9 protein-coding genes are annotated in these 17,706 nt (G+C 74.7%); 8 read left to right on the top strand and 1 reads right to left on the bottom strand.

Annotation, left to right across the window (positions count from 1 at the left end; genetic code table 11):
- The first annotated feature begins 86 nt into the window (after positions 1 to 86).
- Positions 87 to 3,392, top strand: coding sequence for a BTAD domain-containing putative transcriptional regulator (locus ABZ860_RS31770; protein ID WP_357227103.1), 3,306 nt, complete (start codon positions 87 to 89; stop codon positions 3,390 to 3,392).
- 7 nt (positions 3,393 to 3,399) lie between these two features.
- Here ABZ860_RS31770 and ABZ860_RS31765 read toward each other — a convergent pair whose 3' ends face one another.
- The gene (locus ABZ860_RS31765) at positions 3,400 to 4,764 is read right to left on the bottom strand and encodes an FAD-binding oxidoreductase (RefSeq protein WP_357227101.1); all 1,365 of its coding nucleotides are present in this window, start codon (positions 4,762 to 4,764) and stop codon (positions 3,400 to 3,402) included.
- Positions 4,765 to 4,935: 171 nt separating this feature from the next.
- On the opposite strand from ABZ860_RS31765, the gene ABZ860_RS31760 reads away from it, so the two are divergent.
- The 7 genes from ABZ860_RS31760 (at position 4,936) to holA (ending at position 17,642) form a co-directional block, all read left to right on the top strand.
- Positions 4,936 to 8,283, top strand: a complete 3,348-nt coding sequence (locus tag ABZ860_RS31760; RefSeq protein WP_357227098.1) for a BTAD domain-containing putative transcriptional regulator — start codon at positions 4,936 to 4,938, stop codon at positions 8,281 to 8,283.
- A gap of 104 nt (positions 8,284 to 8,387) precedes the next feature.
- Positions 8,388 to 9,791, top strand: a complete 1,404-nt coding sequence (gene hflX, locus ABZ860_RS31755; RefSeq protein ID WP_357227095.1) for a GTPase HflX — start codon at positions 8,388 to 8,390, stop codon at positions 9,789 to 9,791.
- A 452-nt stretch (positions 9,792 to 10,243) separates the two neighbouring features.
- Positions 10,244 to 11,452 (top strand): imidazolonepropionase, encoded by a 1,209-nt coding sequence (gene hutI / locus ABZ860_RS31750; protein ID WP_357227092.1) that lies wholly within the window; start codon positions 10,244 to 10,246, stop codon positions 11,450 to 11,452.
- Between the two features lie 80 nt (positions 11,453 to 11,532).
- Complete coding sequence (locus ABZ860_RS31745) at positions 11,533 to 12,387, top strand: DegV family protein (protein WP_357227089.1); 855 nt, start codon at positions 11,533 to 11,535, stop codon at positions 12,385 to 12,387.
- Positions 12,388 to 12,653: 266 nt separating this feature from the next.
- On the top strand, positions 12,654 to 13,745 hold the full coding sequence (locus tag ABZ860_RS31740; RefSeq protein WP_357227087.1) for a ComEA family DNA-binding protein: 1,092 nt from the start codon (positions 12,654 to 12,656) through the stop codon (positions 13,743 to 13,745).
- Positions 13,746 to 14,035: 290 nt separating this feature from the next.
- Positions 14,036 to 16,612, top strand: a complete 2,577-nt coding sequence (locus ABZ860_RS31735; protein ID WP_357227084.1) for a ComEC/Rec2 family competence protein — start codon at positions 14,036 to 14,038, stop codon at positions 16,610 to 16,612.
- Positions 16,613 to 16,676: 64 nt separating this feature from the next.
- Positions 16,677 to 17,642, top strand: coding sequence for a DNA polymerase III subunit delta (gene holA, locus ABZ860_RS31730; RefSeq protein ID WP_357227081.1), 966 nt, complete (start codon positions 16,677 to 16,679; stop codon positions 17,640 to 17,642).
- The last annotated feature ends 64 nt before the right edge of the window (positions 17,643 to 17,706 follow it).

Below are 17,706 nucleotides of genomic sequence, written 5' to 3'. Positions count from 1 at the left end.
GCCTACGGCCGGGCGACACGCCCGGTCGGCAGGGAGTGAATCCGGCAATACGCTACGAAGCGTTCACTCCGTCCCCGAGAGGAACGATGGACTTTCGCCTGTTCGGCCCGATCGAGGTCACCGACGCCACCGGCCGGGTCGTGGACCTCGGCACGCCCAAGCAGCGCGCCGTGCTGGCCATGCTCGCGCTGGAGCCGGGTCGCGTGGTCTCCCTCGACCGGCTCATCGACGAGCTCTGGTCGGGGGAGGCGCCGTCGAGCGCGACCGGGACGCTGCAGGCGTACGTCTCCCAGCTCCGCCGGGCGCTCGAACCCGGCCGGCCGCCGCGCACGCCGCCGAAGGTGCTGGTCACCCGCGAGCCCGGCTACCTGCTGGCGGCGGCGCCCGGCCAGGTGGATCTGGTCCGCTTCACCGCGCTGGCCGAGGACGGCGGGCGGGCGCTCGCCCGGGGCGAGCACGCCGCCGCGGCCGAGTCGCTGCGCGCCGCGCTGGAGACGTGGCGGGGCGAGCCGCTCGCCGAATTCGCCGCGTACGAGTTCGCCCGGCCGGTCGTCGCGCGGCTGACCGAGCTGCACGCCACGGCCACAGAGAACTGGTTCGAGGCCCGGCTGGCGCTCGGCGACGCGGGATCGTGCGTGCCCGACCTCGAACGCCTGACGGACGACCATCCCTACCGGGAGCGGCTGTGGAGCCTGCTCGTGCTCGCCCTCTACCGGTCCGGACGGCAGGCCGACGCCCTCGCCGCGCTGCGCAGGGTCAGGGCGCTGCTCGCCGGGGAACTGGGCCTGGAGCCCGGCCCCGAGCTGCGGCGGCTCGAGCAGGCCGTCTTCGGCCAGTCGCCGGATCTCGACGGCCCCGGGCCGGTCCTGCTCGCCCCCGCCGCCGCGCCGGTGACGGCCGTTCCGCCCGGGACCGCGCGGGCGCCGGTCGTTCACGACGGGCTCGTCGCCCGGCGCGAGCAGCTCGGACGCGTGACCGCCCGCCTGGCCGAGGCCCGTCGCGGCCGGGGCGGCGTGCTGCTGGTCGCCGGGGAGGCGGGCATCGGCAAGACCCGCCTCGCGGAGGCGGCGGCCGACGAGGCGGCCGCCCTGGGGATGGCGGTCGCCTCGGGCCGCTGCGCGGAGGACACCGGCGCCCCCGCCTTCTGGCCCTGGCTGCGGGTGCTGCGCGACCTCGGCCCGGACGCGGCGGACGCGCTGGCCGCCCTGTCCGGGGGCACGCCGGGGCAGTCGCCGGGCGGCGACCCCGGCGCCGCGCTGTTCGAGCTGCACGAGCGGGTGACGGCGGCCGTGCGGGCGGCGGGGCCTGCGCTCGTCGTCCTCGACGATCTCCACTGGGCCGACGCGTCGTCCCTGCGCCTGCTCGCGTTCGCGGCGGGGGAGCTGCACCGGTCGCAGGTGCTGGTGCTGGCGACGATCCGCCCGGAGCCGGGCGGCGATCCCGAGCAACTGCGCGACACGCTGGCCGCGCTCGCCCGCGAACGCGGCGCGGAGCGCCTCACGCTGCCGCCGTTCACCCGGGAGGACGTGGCCTCCTACCTGGCCGGGCGCGACCTGCCGGACACGCGGCTCGCCGCGCTGCTCCACGAGCGCACCGGGGGCAACCCCTTCTATCTGGGCGAGCTGATCCGGCTGCTGGGCAGCGAGCACCGGCTCGACGCCGCCTCGGTCGGCGTGCCCGAGGGGGTGCGCGAGGTCATCGGCCGCCGCGTGGCACGGCTGCCTGAGCAGACCCGCGCGCTGCTGGAGGCGGCCGCCGTACTCGGCCGCGAGGTGAGCCTCGATGCGCTGGAAGCCGCCAGCGGCGCGGGCGCGGAGGAGGTGATGCTGCGGCTCGAACCGGCCGTGGCGACGGGGCTGCTCGTCGAGGCGCCCGGCTTCGACTACCGGTTCTCGCACGCCCTCGTCCGCGACGCCCTCTACGCCGGTCTCGGCCGGGTGCGCGCGGCGCGGCTGCACCTGCGCACGGGCGAGGCGCTGGAGACGCTTCCGGGGGTCGAGGCGTCCGTGCTCGCCCACCACTTCGTGGCGGCCGCCCGGGCGGGCGGCGCCGCCAAGGCGGTGGAGTACGCCGTCCTGGCCGCCCGGCAGGCCGCCGCCGGCTGCGCGTACGACGAGGCGGTGGAGTGGTGGAGCAGGGCCCTCGCCGCCCTCGGCCCGGCGGACCCCGCCCGGCGGTGCGCGCTGCTGGTGCGCCGCGGCGAGGCGCTGCGCGCGGTCGGCGACGTCGCCGGGGCGAAGTCGGCCCTGGAGCAGGCGATCGGCCTCGCCGCCGGGATCGGCGAACGCGCGACGCTGATCGAGGCCGTCACCGTGTTCGGCGGCATCTCGGTGTGGAACTGGCGCCACTACGGCGCCGTGGACGACGAGTCGGTCGCCCTGCTGGAGGGCCTGCTGAAAGAGCCGCTCGGCGACGCGGAGCGGGCCACCCTGCTGGGCACCCTGGGCCTGGAGCTGTACTACTCGCCGCGCAGGGCCGAGGGGGAGCGGCTGGCGGCCGACGGCGTGCGGCTGGCCCGCCGCACCGGGGATTCCCGCTTGCTCGCCCGCTCGCTCAACAACTACGTGATGGCCGCCTGGGTCCCGGAGCGGGAGGACGAGCGCCGCCGGGCGGTCGAGGAGATGCTCACCCTTCCCCTGGACGCGACGGCGGAGGCCGTCGCCCGCGTCTTCCGCATGGCGCACCTGCTGCGGGCGGGCGAGCTCGCGGAGTGGGACCGCGACCTGGCCCGCTGCGCGCGGCTGGCCGACGAGATCAGGCGTCCGGAGATGACCGGGATGGCGCGGATCGCCGAGGCCGCCGGCCGCACGATGCGCGGCGACTGGGCGGCGGCCGAGCGCCTCGCGGAGGAGTTCACCGCGTTGATCGCGGGGTTCAGCATGTGGGGCCTCGACTATCCCGGCCTGATCACCCTCTACACCTGCCGGCGCGGGCAGGGCCGGGTGGACGAGCTGGCCGACCGGCTCGTGTCCCGGGCGCACGACCCCGACATGGTGCCGCTGCGCGCGGTCGCCGCGCTGGCCGCCCTCGACGCGGGCGACGCCGCGCTCGCCCGGCGGCTGGCGGAGCGCTGGAGCGGCGAGATCCGCGACGACTGGACCGCCGAGTTCCTCGCGGTCGTGTGGGGTCACGTGGCCGCCCGGCTCGGCGTACCCGACCCCGCCGCCCTCTATCGCAGGCTCGCGCCGTACGGGGAACGGCTCGTGGTCAGCGGCATGGGCGGCGCCGGCTGGGGCTCCACCCACCTGGTCCTGGCCGGGCTGGCGGACGCCACGGGCGAGCGCGGCCTCGCCCTGCGCCACGCGCGCCGGGCACACGAGACCCACACCCGCCTGGGGCTGGGCCACTGGGCGGGGGAGAGCAGCCGGCTCCTCGCCGAACTGGAGGGATGAGCCGCCGTCACCCGAGGACGGGATGGTTGCCGAGGATCACGCCGTGGGGGTCGCGGCGGCGCTTGACCTGGCGCAGGCGGGCCAGGACCTCGGGCGGGAAGGCGGACGCCGCCGGCTCCCCGTGGCCGAGGAAGGTGAAGGGCGTGCGACCGCTCGCGACCCCCGCCACCGCCTCCGCGACGGCCGACTGCCGCCGCCGGACGGCCTCCTCTATGCCGGGGGCCGCGAGCACGCCGAGCGTGCTCAGCAGGTAGGGCTCCGCGATGTGGCCGCAGGCGCCGCCCTTCTCGTCCACCCGGGCAAGCGCCCCGCCGAGGTGACGGATCTGCACGTAGGCGAGCGGCGCGATGGTGCCGGGCCCGGCGGCGGCCGGCAGCGCCGCCGCCTCGGCGTCGCCGAGCCCGGTGAGCAGTTCCGAGCGCAGCAGCGCGGGCGTCGGGTCGGTCGGCTCCGCGCAGATGTCGGCGAGGTTCGCCACCGGCATCCGGCCGCGCGTGTCGAAGACGGGCTCGGGAATCCGGTCGAACCGGTGCAGCAGGGCCCGCGCCTCGCCCGGGTCGCCCAGGTAGGTCACGTCGATCGTCACGGCCGACAGGCCGCGCAGCGGCTCGGGCAGCTCGGGCAGCGGCGGGAACTGCAGCAGGTGGAACCAGACCGTCAGCTCCTCCGGCGCCTCGGCCGTGGTGGCGCGGAAGGCGGCCAGCACCTCCGCGGCCCGCCTGGCCGGCCACAGGATCCGCCCGCCGTACAGCACCGGCGCCGGGTGCAGGTCGAACTCCATCGCGGTCACCACCGCGAAGTCGCCCCCGCCGCCGCGCAGCGCCCAGAACAGCTCGGGGTCGCTGCCGGCCGTGACGGTGGCGTGCTCGCCGGCGGCGTCCACGACCTCGAACGCGCGCACGCTGTCGGCGGCGAAGCCGTACCTGCGCCCGAACCAGCTCAGGCCCCCGCCCACGGTGAACCCGGTGGCGCTGACGGCCCCCGTGCTGCCCGCCAGCGGCGTCAGCCCGTGTTCGCCCGCCGCCGTGAGCACCTCGCCCCACGAGACGCCGGCCTCCACCCGGGCCACCCCCTCACCCGGCCGTACGGTCAGGCCGCGTAGCGCCGTCGTGCGCAGCAGGATCGCGTCGTCGAAGGCGGCGGGGGCGTGCCCGTTCGCCTGGGTGGCGACGCGCAACCCGGCGAGGCCCGCGTAGCCGACCACGGCCGCGACGTCGTGCTCGTCCCGCGCCTCGACGACCGCCGCGACCCGCTGGTCGACCGCCGTGTCCCAGGGGCGCCGGCTCGCGTCGAAGCCCTCGTCGCCGCGCACCAGCACCCGGCCGCGCACCACCCGGCGCAGATCGGCGCCGAGCGCCTTCACCTGGTCCATCTCTTCTCCTCCCATCGTGGGTTCCTCGTGCGGGACCACCGTGGAACACGGGGACCGGAGCGGGCATGGGCGTGGCTTGGAGACCGTCCAAGTCGCCCCCAAGTGGACCGTTCCGGTGGGGGTCGTCCCGGCTCTACGCTTGCCGCAGCGCAATCAGAGGGGTTTTCGGTCATGAACTCGCTGTCCTTCCGGCTGCTCGGCCCCTTCGAGGTCACCGGCGACGACAGCCGCGTCATCGACCTCGGCCCGCGCAAGCAGCGGGCGGTGCTCGCCGTCCTCGCGCTGGAACCCGGCAGGATCGTCTCCCTCGACCGGCTGATCGACGAGCTGTGGGCGGACGAGCCGCCCTCCAGCGCCACCGCGACGCTGCAGTCGTACGTCTCCAACCTGCGCAAGGCGCTGGAACCGGGCCGCCGGCCGCGTACGCCCCCGGCCGTGCTGCTCACTCGCGAGCCCGGCTACCTGCTGTCCGTCGCGCCCGGCCAGGTCGACCTCGCGCGCTTCGTCTCCTGGGTCGAGGACGGCCGCAGGGCGCTCGCCCGGCGCGAGTACGCCGCGGTGCTCGGGCTGATCGACCGGGCGCTGGAGACGTGGCGGGGCGAGCCGCTCGCCGAGTTCGCGGCCTACGAGTTCGCCCAGCCCGTCATCGCACGCCTGTCCGAGCTGCGGGCGGTGGCGGTCGAGGACCGGTTCGAGGCCAGGCTCGCCATGGGCGACGGGCCCTCGTGTGTGGCCGACCTGGAGCGGCTGGTCGAGGCGTACCCCTACCGCGAGCGGCTGTGGAGCCTGCTCGTCCTCGCCCTCTACCGGTCGGGCAGGCAGACCGACGCGCTCGGCGCGCTGCGCCGCGTGCGGGCCCTGCTCGCCGAGGAGATGGGCCTGCAGCCCGGCCCCGAGCTGCGGCGGCTGGAGCAGGCCGTGCTGGAGCAGGCGCCGTCCCTGGACGCGCCCGCGCCCCTGGAAGCACCCGCCGTCGCGCGCCCGGCAGCCCCGCCCGCGAGGGAGCGGGTCCTTTCCGCGGCCGAGCCGCCGCCGTCCGCGGCCCTCGTCGCACGCGAGCACGAACTCGCCCGCCTCGGCGAACGGCTCGACGCCGTACGGCGGGGCCGCGGCGGCGTGCTGCTGGTGACCGGCGAGCCGGGAATCGGCAAGACCAGGCTGGCCCAGCTGGCCGCCGAGGAGGCCGAGGCCCGTGGCGTCACGGTGATCTGGGGCCGTTGCGTGGAGGCCGAGGCGGCCCCGCCGTTCTGGCCCTGGCTGCAGGCGCTGCGCGAGCTGGGAGACCGGGGCCGGGCCGCGGCGCGGCTCCTCGCGGGCGAGGGCGACGCCGCCGCCGACCCAGAGGCCGCGCTCTTCGAGCTGTACGAGGGCGTGCTGGCCGCGCTCGCCCGATCCGGCACGCCGACGCTGGTGGTGCTGGACGATCTCCACGCGGCGGACGCCGCCTCGCTGCGGCTGCTCGCCTTCCTCGCGGCAGAGCTGCATCGCAGGCCCGTGCTGGTGCTGGCCACCGTACGGCCGGAGCCGGGCAGGGAGCCCGAGCGGCTGCGCGACACCCTCGCCACCCTCACCCGTGAGCCCGGCGCCGAGCGGCTCACCCTCGCGCCGTTCACCGCGGAGGAGGTCGGCGCCTTCCTGCGGCGGCACGACCTGACCGACCCCGCGCTCGCCGAGGTGCTCTACCGCCGCACCGGCGGCAACCCCTTCTACCTCGGCGAGCTGCTGCGGCTGCTCGGCAGCGAGCGCCGGCTCGACGCCGCGTCGCTGGGCGTGCCCGAAGGCGTCATGGAGGTGATCGAGCGGAGGGCGGCGCGGCTGCCCGACGCCACCAGGGAACTGCTGCGGCGGGCCGCCGTCCTGGGCCGCGACGTCAGCCTCGACGTGCTGGAGGCGCTCACGGAAACCCCCGCCGAGGAGGTGATGTCGCTGCTGGAGCCCGCCGTCGCCGTCGGCCTCCTCGCCGAGGCGCCGCACGGTTTCGACTACCGCTTCTCACACGCCCTGGTGCGTGACGCGCTCTACGCCGGGCTCGGCCGCCTGGAGAAGGCCAGGCTCCACCTGAGCGTGGCGGAGGCCCTGGAGTCCCTGCCGACAGCGCCGCCCGGCGACGACAAGGCGGCGCGCCTGCCCGTCCTCGCCCACCACTTCGCCATGGCGGCGCGGGTCGGGGGAGCGGACAAGGCCGTCGGCTACGCCGCCAGGGCGGCCAGGCAGGCGACCGCGCAGCGCGCGTACGACGAGGCGGTCGAGCTGTGGGACGACGCGCTGCTCGCCCTCGGCACGCGCGATCCGGCCAGGCGATGCCGCCTGCTGATCGAGCTGGGCCGGTCGCTGCGCGTGGTCGGGGACGCCGCGCGGGCACGGGCGGCACTCGAGGAGGCCATCGAGCTGGCGGAGGAGACGGCCGACCGGGAGGCCCTGGTGGAGGCCGTGGCGGTGTTCGGCACCCTCAGCGTCTGGAACTGGCGGTCGTACGGAGTGGTCGACGACCACACGATCGCCCTGATCGAGAACCTGCTGGCGGGCCCCCTGGACGACGCCCACCGGGCGGCACTGCTCGGCACTCTCGGCATCGAGCTCAACTACGGGCCCCGCCGGGCCGAAGGCGAGGCGATGGTGGCGGAGGCTGTGGAGATCGCCCGCGGGATCGGCGACCCGGCCCTGCTCGTCCAGGTGCTCAACAACTACATGATCGCGTCCTGGGTGCCGGAGCGGGAGAACGAACGGCGCCGTGCCGCCGAGGAGATGCTCACGGTGCCCGATCTTCCCGCCGCGGCTGAGATCGTGGCCCGGGTGCACCGGATGGCGTGCCTGTTCAGGGCGGGGGAGCTGACCGGATGGGAGCGGGATCTGGCCCGCGCCGAGCATCTGCTGCAGGAGGTCAGGAGATCCGAGCTGACGGCCATGGTGCGCATCGCCGAGGCCGCGCGGCTGACCCTGGACGGCCGCTGGGACGAGGTCGAGCGCCTCGCCGGCGAGCTCGGCGAGGTCTTCGGCGACAGCAGCATGTGGGGCCTGGGCATCGTGCGGCCGACGATGCTCTACGCCTGCCGCCGGGGACAGGGCAGGGTCGCCGAGATCCTCGATGAGGTCATCGCGGCGGCGTCGCAGCCGCACAACGACCCGCTGCGTCCCATAGCCGTGCTCGCGGCGCTCGACGTGGGCGATCGGGAGCTGGCCGGGAACCTGATCGCCCGATGGGGCACGGCCGTCCCCGACGACTGGTCGGGGGAGTTCGTCGCCGTCGTCTGGTCGTACGTGGCGGCGCAACTCGGCGTCCCCGATCCCTCGGGCCTGTACGCCAGGCTGGCGCCGTACGGGGACCGGCTGGCCCTGCACGGCAGCGGCACGGTCGGCTGGGGCTCGATCCACCAGGCGCTGGCGATGCTGTCGGCGGCGATGGGCGACCGGGAGCGGGCCCTGGACCACGCGCGGCGGGCCCACGAGATCCACATCCGCCTGGGGCTGGACCACTGGGCGGAGCGGAGCGCGCGACTCCTGGCCGAACTGGGCGCATAAGGGAGTGCGTAGGTCCCGGGGGTCGTGTCACCATCGACGGAAGGCATCCGGGGCCGGGAAGGCATCGGGGTGTCCGACTGTTCTGTCTAGTAGAGATGACATATATGCGAAACGAGCCCGAAGACCTCGCCGTGGGCGATTACGAACTGGAAGAGCGCCAGGCGCTCCGCCGCGTAGCGGGTCTGTCGACAGAGCTCGAAGACATCACCGAAGTCGAGTACCGGCAGCTGCGGCTGGAGCGCGTCGTCCTGGTCGGCGTCTGGGCGGGCGGCACCGCGCTGGACGCGGAGAACTCGCTGCAGGAGCTGAAGCTGCTGGCCGAAACCGCCGGATCGCAGGTGCTGGAGGGTCTGATCCAGCGTCGCGACCGGCCCGACCCCGCCACCTACATCGGATCGGGCAAGGCGATCGAGCTGCGGGACATCGTGGCCGCCAGCGGCGCCGACACCGTGATCTGCGACGGCGAGCTGACCCCCGGTCAGCTCCGCCAGCTCGAAGAGATCGTGAAGGTCAAGGTCATCGACCGGACCGCGCTGATCCTCGACATCTTCGCGCAGCACGCCAAGAGCCGCGAGGGCAAGGCGCAGGTCGAGCTGGCGCAGCTGCAGTACCTCCTGCCGCGCCTGCGAGGCTGGGGTGGCAACCTGTCCCGTCAGGTCGGCGGCCGCGCCGCCGGCGGCGTCGGGATCGGCGGCCGCGGCCCCGGTGAGACCAAGATCGAGCTGGACCGGCGGCGGATCCGCGAGCGGATGGCCAAGCTGCGGCGGCAGATCAAGGAGATGTCGACCGCACGGCAGACCATGCGGCACCGGCGGCAGGCCCGCGAGGTGCCGGCCGTGGCGATCGCCGGATACACCAACGCCGGCAAGTCGTCGCTGCTCAACCGGCTGACCGGCGCAGGCGTGCTGGTCGAGGACGCGCTGTTCGCGACCCTCGACCCCACCGTGCGCAAGGCCCGCACGCCCGAGGGCCGCCTGTTCACGCTGGCCGACACGGTCGGTTTCGTACGGCACCTGCCCCACCAGCTCGTCGAGGCGTTCCGCTCGACCCTGGAGGAGGTGGCGGACGCCGACCTGATCCTCCACGTGGTGGACGGGTCGCACTCCGACCCCGAATCGCAGATCGCGGCCGTCCGCGAGGTGCTGGCCGAGATCGAGGGCGCGCGGGACATTCCGGAGATCGTGGTCGTCAACAAGGCCGACGCCGCCGACCCCGTCGTGCTGACCCGGCTGACGATGAAGGAGCGGCACAGCGTCGTCGTCTCCGCCCGCACCGGGGCCGGGATCGGCGAGCTGATGTCCGTGATCGAGCGGGAGCTTCCCCACCTCGACCACGAGGTCAGGATGCTGGTGCCGTACGACAGGGGCGACCTGATCGCGCGGGCGCACAGCGAGGGCGAGGTCCTGTCGCTGGAGCACACCGGCGACGGCACGATCCTGCACGCCCGGGTCTTCGCCGACCTCTTCGCGGAGCTGGACCGCGTGGCCAAGCCCGTCGAGACCGTCTGACGCCTCTCATCGGCGGGTCACCTCCGGCGTGTCGGTGGCCCGCCAAGGGTTGCCCTTGCTACGATAAGGAAAGCCTAATGGGACCTTATGGCGTGGGTAACAACATGACTCCAGGCAGTGCGGTCACCCTTTCCAAGGCGTTCGCGGACATCGGATCGGTCGCGTCGAACCAGATCTCGCCGCAGCGTGTGAGACTACTGATGCGCGGCGATGCGCATGAGACCGGCGTACGTTTCTGTCGCTAACCCTGTACATCAAGCCCACCAGTGAAATACCGTAACTGAACTGAATCGCCCGGGTTCGAGATCCCGGCGGTAGGGTCATCGCACAACATCGGTGCGCGATGAGGCAGGAGACCCCCCAATGACGTCCGGACACGAAGCGGACCCGGTGGGCCAGGCGCCCGCAGGCGGGGGCCGTTCGTCGTCCCGGGGTGTTTGGCAGGTGGTCGGATGACCGTGCGCCTTCTTACCAACATCGGCCGGCTCTGGACCGGGCACGATGTGTGCAGCAACGCGGCGATCCTGGTGCACAACGACCGGATCGCGTGGGTCGGGCGCGCCGCCGACCTCCCGCAGAGCGTTCCCGGGGTCGTGGACGACATCGTCGACGTCGACCACGTGGAGAACCTCGGCGGAGCGCTCGTCACGCCCGGCCTGATCGACGCCCACACCCACCCCGTGTACGCCGGCAACCGCTACGCCGAGATGGCGATGCGCTCCGGCGGGTCCAGCGCCTCGGCCATCGCGGCGGCGGGCGGCGGCATCGGCTCGACCGTGACCGTGACGCGCGGCACCGACCCCTGGACGCTGTGCAACGGGGTCCGCGAGCGGCTGCGGGAGTGGCTGCTCGGCGGCACGACGACCGTCGAGGCCAAGACCGGCTACCACCTGACCCGCGACGGCGAGCTGGCCGACGTGCGGCTGCTGCGCGAGCTCGAGAAAGAGCCGATGATGCCGCGGGTCCACGTCACGTTCCTGGCCGCCCACGTGGTGCCGCCGGAATACTTCGGCCGCCAGCGCGACTACGTCGAGGCCGTGGCCTCGTGGTGCGCGGACGCCGCCGGGGCCGGGGCCGACAGCGTGGACGTCTACTGCGACGACGGCCACTTCACCGCCGAGGAGGCCCGCTGGGTGCTGGCCTCCGGCCGCAACGTCGGGCTGCTGCCGCGTATCCACGCGGGCGCCTACAACCGGCGCGGCGCCGTCCAGCTCGCGGCCGAGATGGGCTGCGCCTCCGCCGACCTGCTCCACCACGCCTCGGACGAGGACGTCGCCCTGATGGCGAGGTACGGCGTGCCCGCCGTCGTCTGCCCGGGCGCGGCCCTGCAGGTGGGCCACCTCCCGCCGGTGCGCCGGCTGCTGGCCCAGGGCGTCCCCGTGGCGCTCGGCAGCGACCACAACCCCGGCCACTGCGGCATTACCTCGATGTCCCTGGTCATCAGCCTCGCGGTGGCGGCGTTCGGGATGAGCGTCGGAGACGCCCTGCGGGCCGCCACGCTGGGCGGCGCCCAGGTCCTCGGCGCTCCCGACCGCGGCATCCTCGCTCCCGGCCGCCTCGCCGACATCGTCCAGTGGGACGCCGACCACGAGGGCGCGTTCGCCTGGTCGTTCGGCCTCAAGCCGCGCCGTGTCTGGCGGGGCGGCGTGCCGGTCCAGTGACCGGCGCGGACTGACGTTCACGAAGAGGTTGCCGTTCACGAAGAGGTTGCCGGGCGATCATCCGCGGGTAATCTCGCGATATGTCACCATCTGTCGCTGTCGTCACTGATTCCACGGCGTACCTCGGCGCCGAGGCGACCGGCAGATGGAACATCACCGTCGTACCGGTTCAGGTGGTCCTGGGCGATCGCGAGATCGACGACGTGACCCCGTTCGACGCCGGTCTTCTCGCGCACGCGCTCAAGGGCCGCTCGCCGATCGTCACCTCCCGCCCGGCCCCCGAGCGCTTCGCGGACGCCTACCGGAGCGCCGCCGCGAACGGTGCGACCGCGATCGTCTCCGTCCACCTGTCCGGTGCGCTGTCCGGCACCGCGGACTCCGCGCGTCTGGCCGCGCGTGAGGCCCCCGTGCCGGTCGAGGTCGTCGACAGCGGGTCGATCGCCATGGGACTCGGCTTCGCGGTGCTGGCCGCCGCTCGGGCGGCCGTGGCGGGAGCCCGGGCTACCGAGGTGGCCGAGGTGGCCCGGCGGCGGGCCGCTGCCGCGAGCACGTTCTTCTATGTGGAGACGCTCGACTACCTGCGGCACGGCGGTCGCATCGGCCGCGTGACCAACCTCCTGGGATCGGCGCTGTCGATCAAACCGCTGCTGCGCATGGCCGACGGCGAGATCGGCGTGCTGGAGAAGGTCCGCACCGGGAGCCGTGCCCTCGCCCGCCTGGAGGACCTGGCCGTGGAGGTGGCCGGGGACCGGCCGGTCGACGTGGCCGTGCAGCACCTGATGGCGGCCGAGCGGGCCGAGGCGCTCACCAAGGGCCTGACGGCACGACTGCCCAGGCTCGTACGCATGTGGGTGGCCGAGATCGGGCCGGTCCTCGGCGCCCACGTCGGCCCCGGCATGCTGGGTGTCACCATCGCCCCCGCCGCCGTGGACTGAGCCGTCCGGGGGCGGCATCTCACCCCCGCGCCGCCCACCCGGTGCCGCGCTCTGCAGTGCCGGTGCCGACCGCGCCCTGCCCTGCCGTGCCGGATGCTGTGCTGGTCGTGCCGCGTGCTGTGTCGCGCCGACTGGTCGGTAGTCCGGACCCCTCGTCCCTCGCCCGGCGGACCCTCAGGGGTTCGTCAGTTGTCCGGTTCGTGGGTTGTCCACAGAATCGCGTTCGGCGCCAGGTGAGGCCCTCGCGTCTGCCTACCGTCCATGGCGTGCGAAGCAAGGAGTTTCGCGGGGCCGCACGCGGCGTCGTCGGCGAGTCCCGCCTGCGCGGGCTGTTGCGCCCGCTCGATCCGGTTCCCCCGTCCGCGCGCCTGCGGTCGACGCCGTCCCCGCCCGGGCCGCCGCCGTCGTTCGGCGCTCCCCACGTCGTCCGTTCGGAGACGTACCTGCCGGAGCATCCGTCGGAGGCCGAGGACGGCCCTTATCGGGAGGAGTTCTTGGACATGCCGGAGGAGGTCGCCGATCGGCGGGAAGGAGGAGTGGACGGGCCGGGAACGTCCGTGCGGGACCTGCGGACGCTCGGACGGGCGGCTCTCGGTCGTGCCCTGCCACGGCTCGACCCCGGAATGCCCGGGTTGCGGGTGCTGGTGGCCGCCGGGCTGCTCGCCGCGCTCGTCACCGGGATCCTGGCCTGGCAGTCGAGGCCGGTGGCCGAGCCCATCGCCCCGCCGCTCCCGGCCGCCGCGGTTCGCGACCTCCACCCCGCAGTCGATCATGCCGCGGATTCCGCCGCCGGCCCGGCCCCGGCCCCGGGTGCGGCCTCGCCTGCGGTGCCGGGCCCCGGAGCCGATAGCGGGCAGGGCGCGACGGCCTACGTCGCGGGCGCCGGTGGTCCCACGGCCGCCACCCCCGGTCCATCGGCGCGAGTCGTGGTCTACGTGACGGGCAAGGTCCGCAACCCGGGGGTGTTCGTCCTCGTGTCCGGCGCGCGGGTCGCCGACGCGATCGAGGCCGCGGGAGGTCTGCGGAAGGGCGCGAAACCGGGTGGGATCAACCTGGCCCGGCGTCTGGTGGACGGTGAGCAGATCGTGGCCGGAAGCCAGGCGACGGCCGGTGCGGGCTCCGCTACCGGCCCTGGATCGGGCATGGCGCCGGGGACACCGGGAGCCGGGGTGGTGAACCTCAACACCGCCACCGTAGAGCAACTCGACGCGCTACCCGGGATCGGCGGCGTGATCGCGCAACGGATCGTCGACTACCGGGACGCGCACGGAGGCTTCCAGAGCGTCGACCAGTTGAAGGACGTTCCGGGCATCGGAGACAGAAAGTTCGCCGAGATGCGCGACAAGGTCTCCGTGTGACCACCGCCGGCTTCCCCCACGACCTCCCTAAGAGGCGCGACGAACAGGGGCAGGATGAGCCGCGGCGCGAGAAATCGGGCCGCGATGAGCCGGGTCGTGACGTGTCGGGCCGTGGGGAGCCGCGGCGCGAGAAATCGGGCCGTGACGCGCCGGATCGTGACGACGCGTGCCGTGACGAGCCGGGCCGTGGCAAGCCGGGCTGTGACGAGCGGGGTGGTGACGAGCGGGGTGGTGACGAGCCAGGGTGCGGCAGAGCGGTCTCCGGTCCGGCTGCTCTGGCCGCTCCTGCTGTGGCCTCCTGGCTCGCGGCATTGGTGCTGCTCGGCTGCCCCGCCGTCTTCGGAGCCGTCGTGGCGCTGGCCGCGGCTGTCGCCGGCGCCGTCCTATGGGCCGCGGCGTGGGCCGCGCCGCGGCGCCGCAACCACGGGGCGACCCCCGACCGGGCTCCGGCAGGAGATCGCCTTGCCGTGGAAGGGAGACGGGCAGGCCAGGAGCTGCGGCACCGTTTGGGAGAGGAGCAGTGGCGGACGGGCGGGGCCGCCGCAAGGGTCGCACTGGCGGTGCTCGCGTCCGTGGCCGTCACGGCCGTGGTGACGGCCTTCACGGTCCACCGGGTGACGACCGGGCCGGTGCCGGACATGGCCCGCCGTGACGTCACGGTGACGGCGGAGGCCGAGATCACCGATGATCCGCGCATCCGGCCGCACCAGGGCGGGGTGTCCCGGCGGGAGACGGCGGTCGTCCGGGCCCGGATGCTGCTGGTGTCGGCCGCTCGGGAGCGGTACTCCGTGGACGTGCCCGTCGTGCTGCTCGGCCCGGCCGACGGCTGGCGGCCGATATTGCCGAGCCAGCGGGTCAGGGTGCGCGGGCGGTTGGGCCCGGCCGAGCCGGGTGAGCCGGTCGCGGCGGTGATGCTCGTCCGGGGGCCGCCCGAGCCGATCGGCACGCCCTCGGCCGTGCAGCGTGCGGCCGGAGTGCTGCGCGCGGGCCTGCGCGAGGCGAGCGACGTGCTGCCGGACGACCAGCGCGGGCTGCTGCCCGGCCTGGTCGTCGGCGACGTGTCGCACCTGGACGAGGAGGTCCGGCTCGACCTGGCGACAGCGGGGCTCGGGCACCTTACCGCGGTGTCCGGCACCAATCTGGCCATCGTGGCGGGCGCCGTGCTGGTGCTCGGGCGCTTCGCCGGCCTGCCCTTGGCCCTCCGGGCCGTCGTCGCGGTGGTCGCGATGATCGCGTTCTCGGTCGTCGCGAGGCCGTCGCCGAGCGTGCTGCGAGCCCTCGTCATGGGAACCGTCGCCGCCGTGGCCCTCGGCACGGGCCGCACCCGAGACGGCGTGGCCGCCCTGTCGGCGACCGTGCTGGGGCTGGTCGTGTTCGATCCCGGGCTGGCCCGTCAGTGGGGCTTCGCACTGTCGGTGTTCGCGACCGGCGGCATCCTGGTCCTCGCGCCCCGGTGGCGTGACCGTCTGACGGCGCGCCGGGTACCCCGCCTGCTCGCCGAGGCCCTGGCCGTGACCGCCGCGGCGCAGGCGGCGGTCACGCCCCTGCTGGTGCTGATGTCCGGGCGGCTCGACCTGGCCGCGATCCCGGCCAACCTGCTCGCGGAGCCCGCGGTGGCGCCGGCGACGGTGCTGGGGTTCGGGGCGGCCGTGATCGCCCCGGTGAGCATGGACCTGGCCCGGCTGCTGGTGCGCCCAGCCGGGTGGGCCGTGGGCTGGATCATCGCGGTGGCGCAGCGGGCGGCGGACCTTCCGTTCGCCTCGGCGGAGTGGCTCGGGGGAGGGGCGGGCCTCGCCGCGCTCGCGGCGGCGGCCGTCGCGGGATGGCTCGTCCTGCGGGGCCGTGCGCGAAGACGCCTGGTGGCGGCGCTCGCCGCGGGAGCGCTGCTCGCCGGCCTCGTCGCCATGCCGGTGGTGTCGCCCTGGCCGCCGCCGGGATGGCTGCTGGTGGTCTGCGACGTCGGCCAGGGAGACGCCCTGGCGCTGGCGGCCGGTCCCGGCCGTGCCGTGGTGGTCGACACCGGGCCGCAGCCGGGCCCCGCCGATCGGTGCCTGCGCGCTCTCGGAGTGCGGCAGGTGCCGCTCGTGGTCCTGACCCACCCCCACCTCGACCACGTCGGCGGGCTGCCGGGCGTGCTGCGCCGCCGAGCGGTGGGAGCGGTGGTCGTGAGCCCGAGCCGGGTGCCCGAGGGCGAGGCCGGTCGCGTCTCCGCGCAGCTCAGGACCGCGCGCATTCCGGAATGGCAGGCGACCCCCGGCATGCGGTGGCGGTTCGGGCCGAGCGAGATCACCGTGCTCGCCCCCGAGCCCGGTGTGGCGCCGCAGGGCCCCGGCGAGGGGGCGACGGCCAACAATGCCAGCGTCGTGCTGCTGGTCCGCTGGTCAGGGCCGCCCACGGCACGAGGCGATCCGCCCACGGCATCCGCCGCGGCACAAGGCGCAGCCGCAGCGCCCGGGATGCCCAAAGCACAGGGAACACAGGGAGCGCAGGGCGCGACGGCAGGGCTCGGGACCCCGCCGGCGTCAGGGCCGATTCTGGGGGCGGCCCTGCTCGCCGGGGACCTGGAGACGGAGGCGCAGGAAGCCCTGGTGCGGCGCGGCCTGCCACGGGTCGACGTGCTGAAAGTGCCCCATCACGGGTCGTCCCGGCAGGCACCGTCCTTCCTCTCCGCCACGGGGGCGCGGGCCGCCCTCATCAGCGTCGGCGCGGTCAACGACTACGGGCATCCCGCCCCGCTGACGCTGCGGCGCCTGCGCCTGCTCGGCATGCGCCCCTACCGTACGGACCTGTCGGGGGACATCGCCGTCGTCGCCACCCGCAACGGCCTCGCCGTGGTCGTACGCGGCAAGGAACCGCGAGCCAGGTGAGGCAGGCGAGGGCGGACCGGCGGCGGTTGTGCCCCCGCCGCCTGGGCGTGGCATGCTGCGTGACATGGCGAACCCAGCACCTGTGACCCTGGTCGTCGGCGACGAGGAGTTCCTGGCCGATCGCGCCGTCGGCTCCATCGTGGCGGCGGTACGCGCCGAGGATCCCGGGGCGGAGCTGCACGACCTTCAGGGCAGCAAGGTGGAGCCGGGGGAGCTGACCGGGCTCGCCTCCCCTTCGTTGTTCGGTGACCGGTCGGTCATCGTGATCCGCGGGGCACAGGACCTCTCGAAGGACGTCATCGCCGAGATCGTCAAATACGCCGCCCATCCGGCCGACGACACGGTGCTGGTGCTGGGCCATCCCGGAGGGGTCAAGGGAAAGGCCCTGGTGGACGGCGTGAAGAAGGCGGGCGCCGACGTCGTCACCGTGGTCAAGCCGACCAAGGCGGGAGAGCGGCTCGACTTCATCAAGGCCGAGGTCCGCAGGGAGGGCCGCTCGATCTCGCCCGCCGCCGCCCAGGCGCTGCTCGACGCCGTGGGCAGCGATCTGCGCGAACTGGCCGCCGCCTGCAACCAGCTCGCCTTCGACACCGAGGGCAAGAACATCGACGAGGCGGCGGTCGCGAAGTACTACCGGGGACGCGCCGAGGTCAGCGGTTTCACCATCGCCGACCTGGCGATCGAGGGCCGCTTGGGTGAGGCGCTGGAACAGGTCCGGTGGGCCGTCGCCACGGGCGTGGCTCCGGTGCTGATCGTCAGCGCGCTGGCCGGAGGCCTCCGCTCGCTCGCCAAGGTGGGCGGGGCGCCCCGCAACCTGCGCGGCGGCCAGCTCGCGAGCCACGTGGGCATGCCGCCGTGGAAGATCGACCGGGTGAAGCGCCAGCTGGGCGGCTGGGGGCCGGAGGGGATCTCCGCCGCCCTGCAGGCCGTGGCCACCGCCGACGAGCAGGTCAAGGGCGGCGGCACCGACCCGGCGTACGCGCTGGAGAAGGCCGTCCACACGATCGTGGCCAGTCGAAACAAGCGCTGACCTCCGCCATCGGCTCGGGCGTGGCCGAGGGTGCCGTGGCACCCGTCCGGAGCCGGTCGCGACC

Origin of the sequence: Microbispora sp. NPDC046973, assembly GCF_040644495.1 — a bacterium.
Lineage (GTDB): Bacteria > Actinomycetota > Actinomycetes > Streptosporangiales > Streptosporangiaceae > Microbispora.
Note: the sequence above shows the minus strand (reverse complement) of the source record. Positions and strands in the feature narration are given on the sequence as shown.

What these genes read in the sequence shown, in the direction of transcription:
- ABZ860_RS31770 (WP_357227103.1), top strand. Translation starts at nt 87, where the DNA reads ATGGACTTTCGCCTGTTCGGCCCGATCGAGGTCACCGACGCCACCGGC.
- ABZ860_RS31765 (WP_357227101.1), bottom strand. Translation starts at nt 4,764, where the DNA reads ATGGACCAGGTGAAGGCGCTCGGCGCCGATCTGCGCCGGGTGGTGCGC.
- ABZ860_RS31760 (WP_357227098.1), top strand. Translation starts at nt 4,936, where the DNA reads ATGAACTCGCTGTCCTTCCGGCTGCTCGGCCCCTTCGAGGTCACCGGC.
- hflX (WP_357227095.1), top strand. Translation starts at nt 8,388, where the DNA reads ATGCGAAACGAGCCCGAAGACCTCGCCGTGGGCGATTACGAACTGGAA.
- hutI (WP_357227092.1), top strand. Translation starts at nt 10,244, where the DNA reads ATGACCGTGCGCCTTCTTACCAACATCGGCCGGCTCTGGACCGGGCAC.
- ABZ860_RS31745 (WP_357227089.1), top strand. Translation starts at nt 11,533, where the DNA reads ATGTCACCATCTGTCGCTGTCGTCACTGATTCCACGGCGTACCTCGGC.
- holA (WP_357227081.1), top strand. Translation starts at nt 16,677, where the DNA reads ATGGCGAACCCAGCACCTGTGACCCTGGTCGTCGGCGACGAGGAGTTC.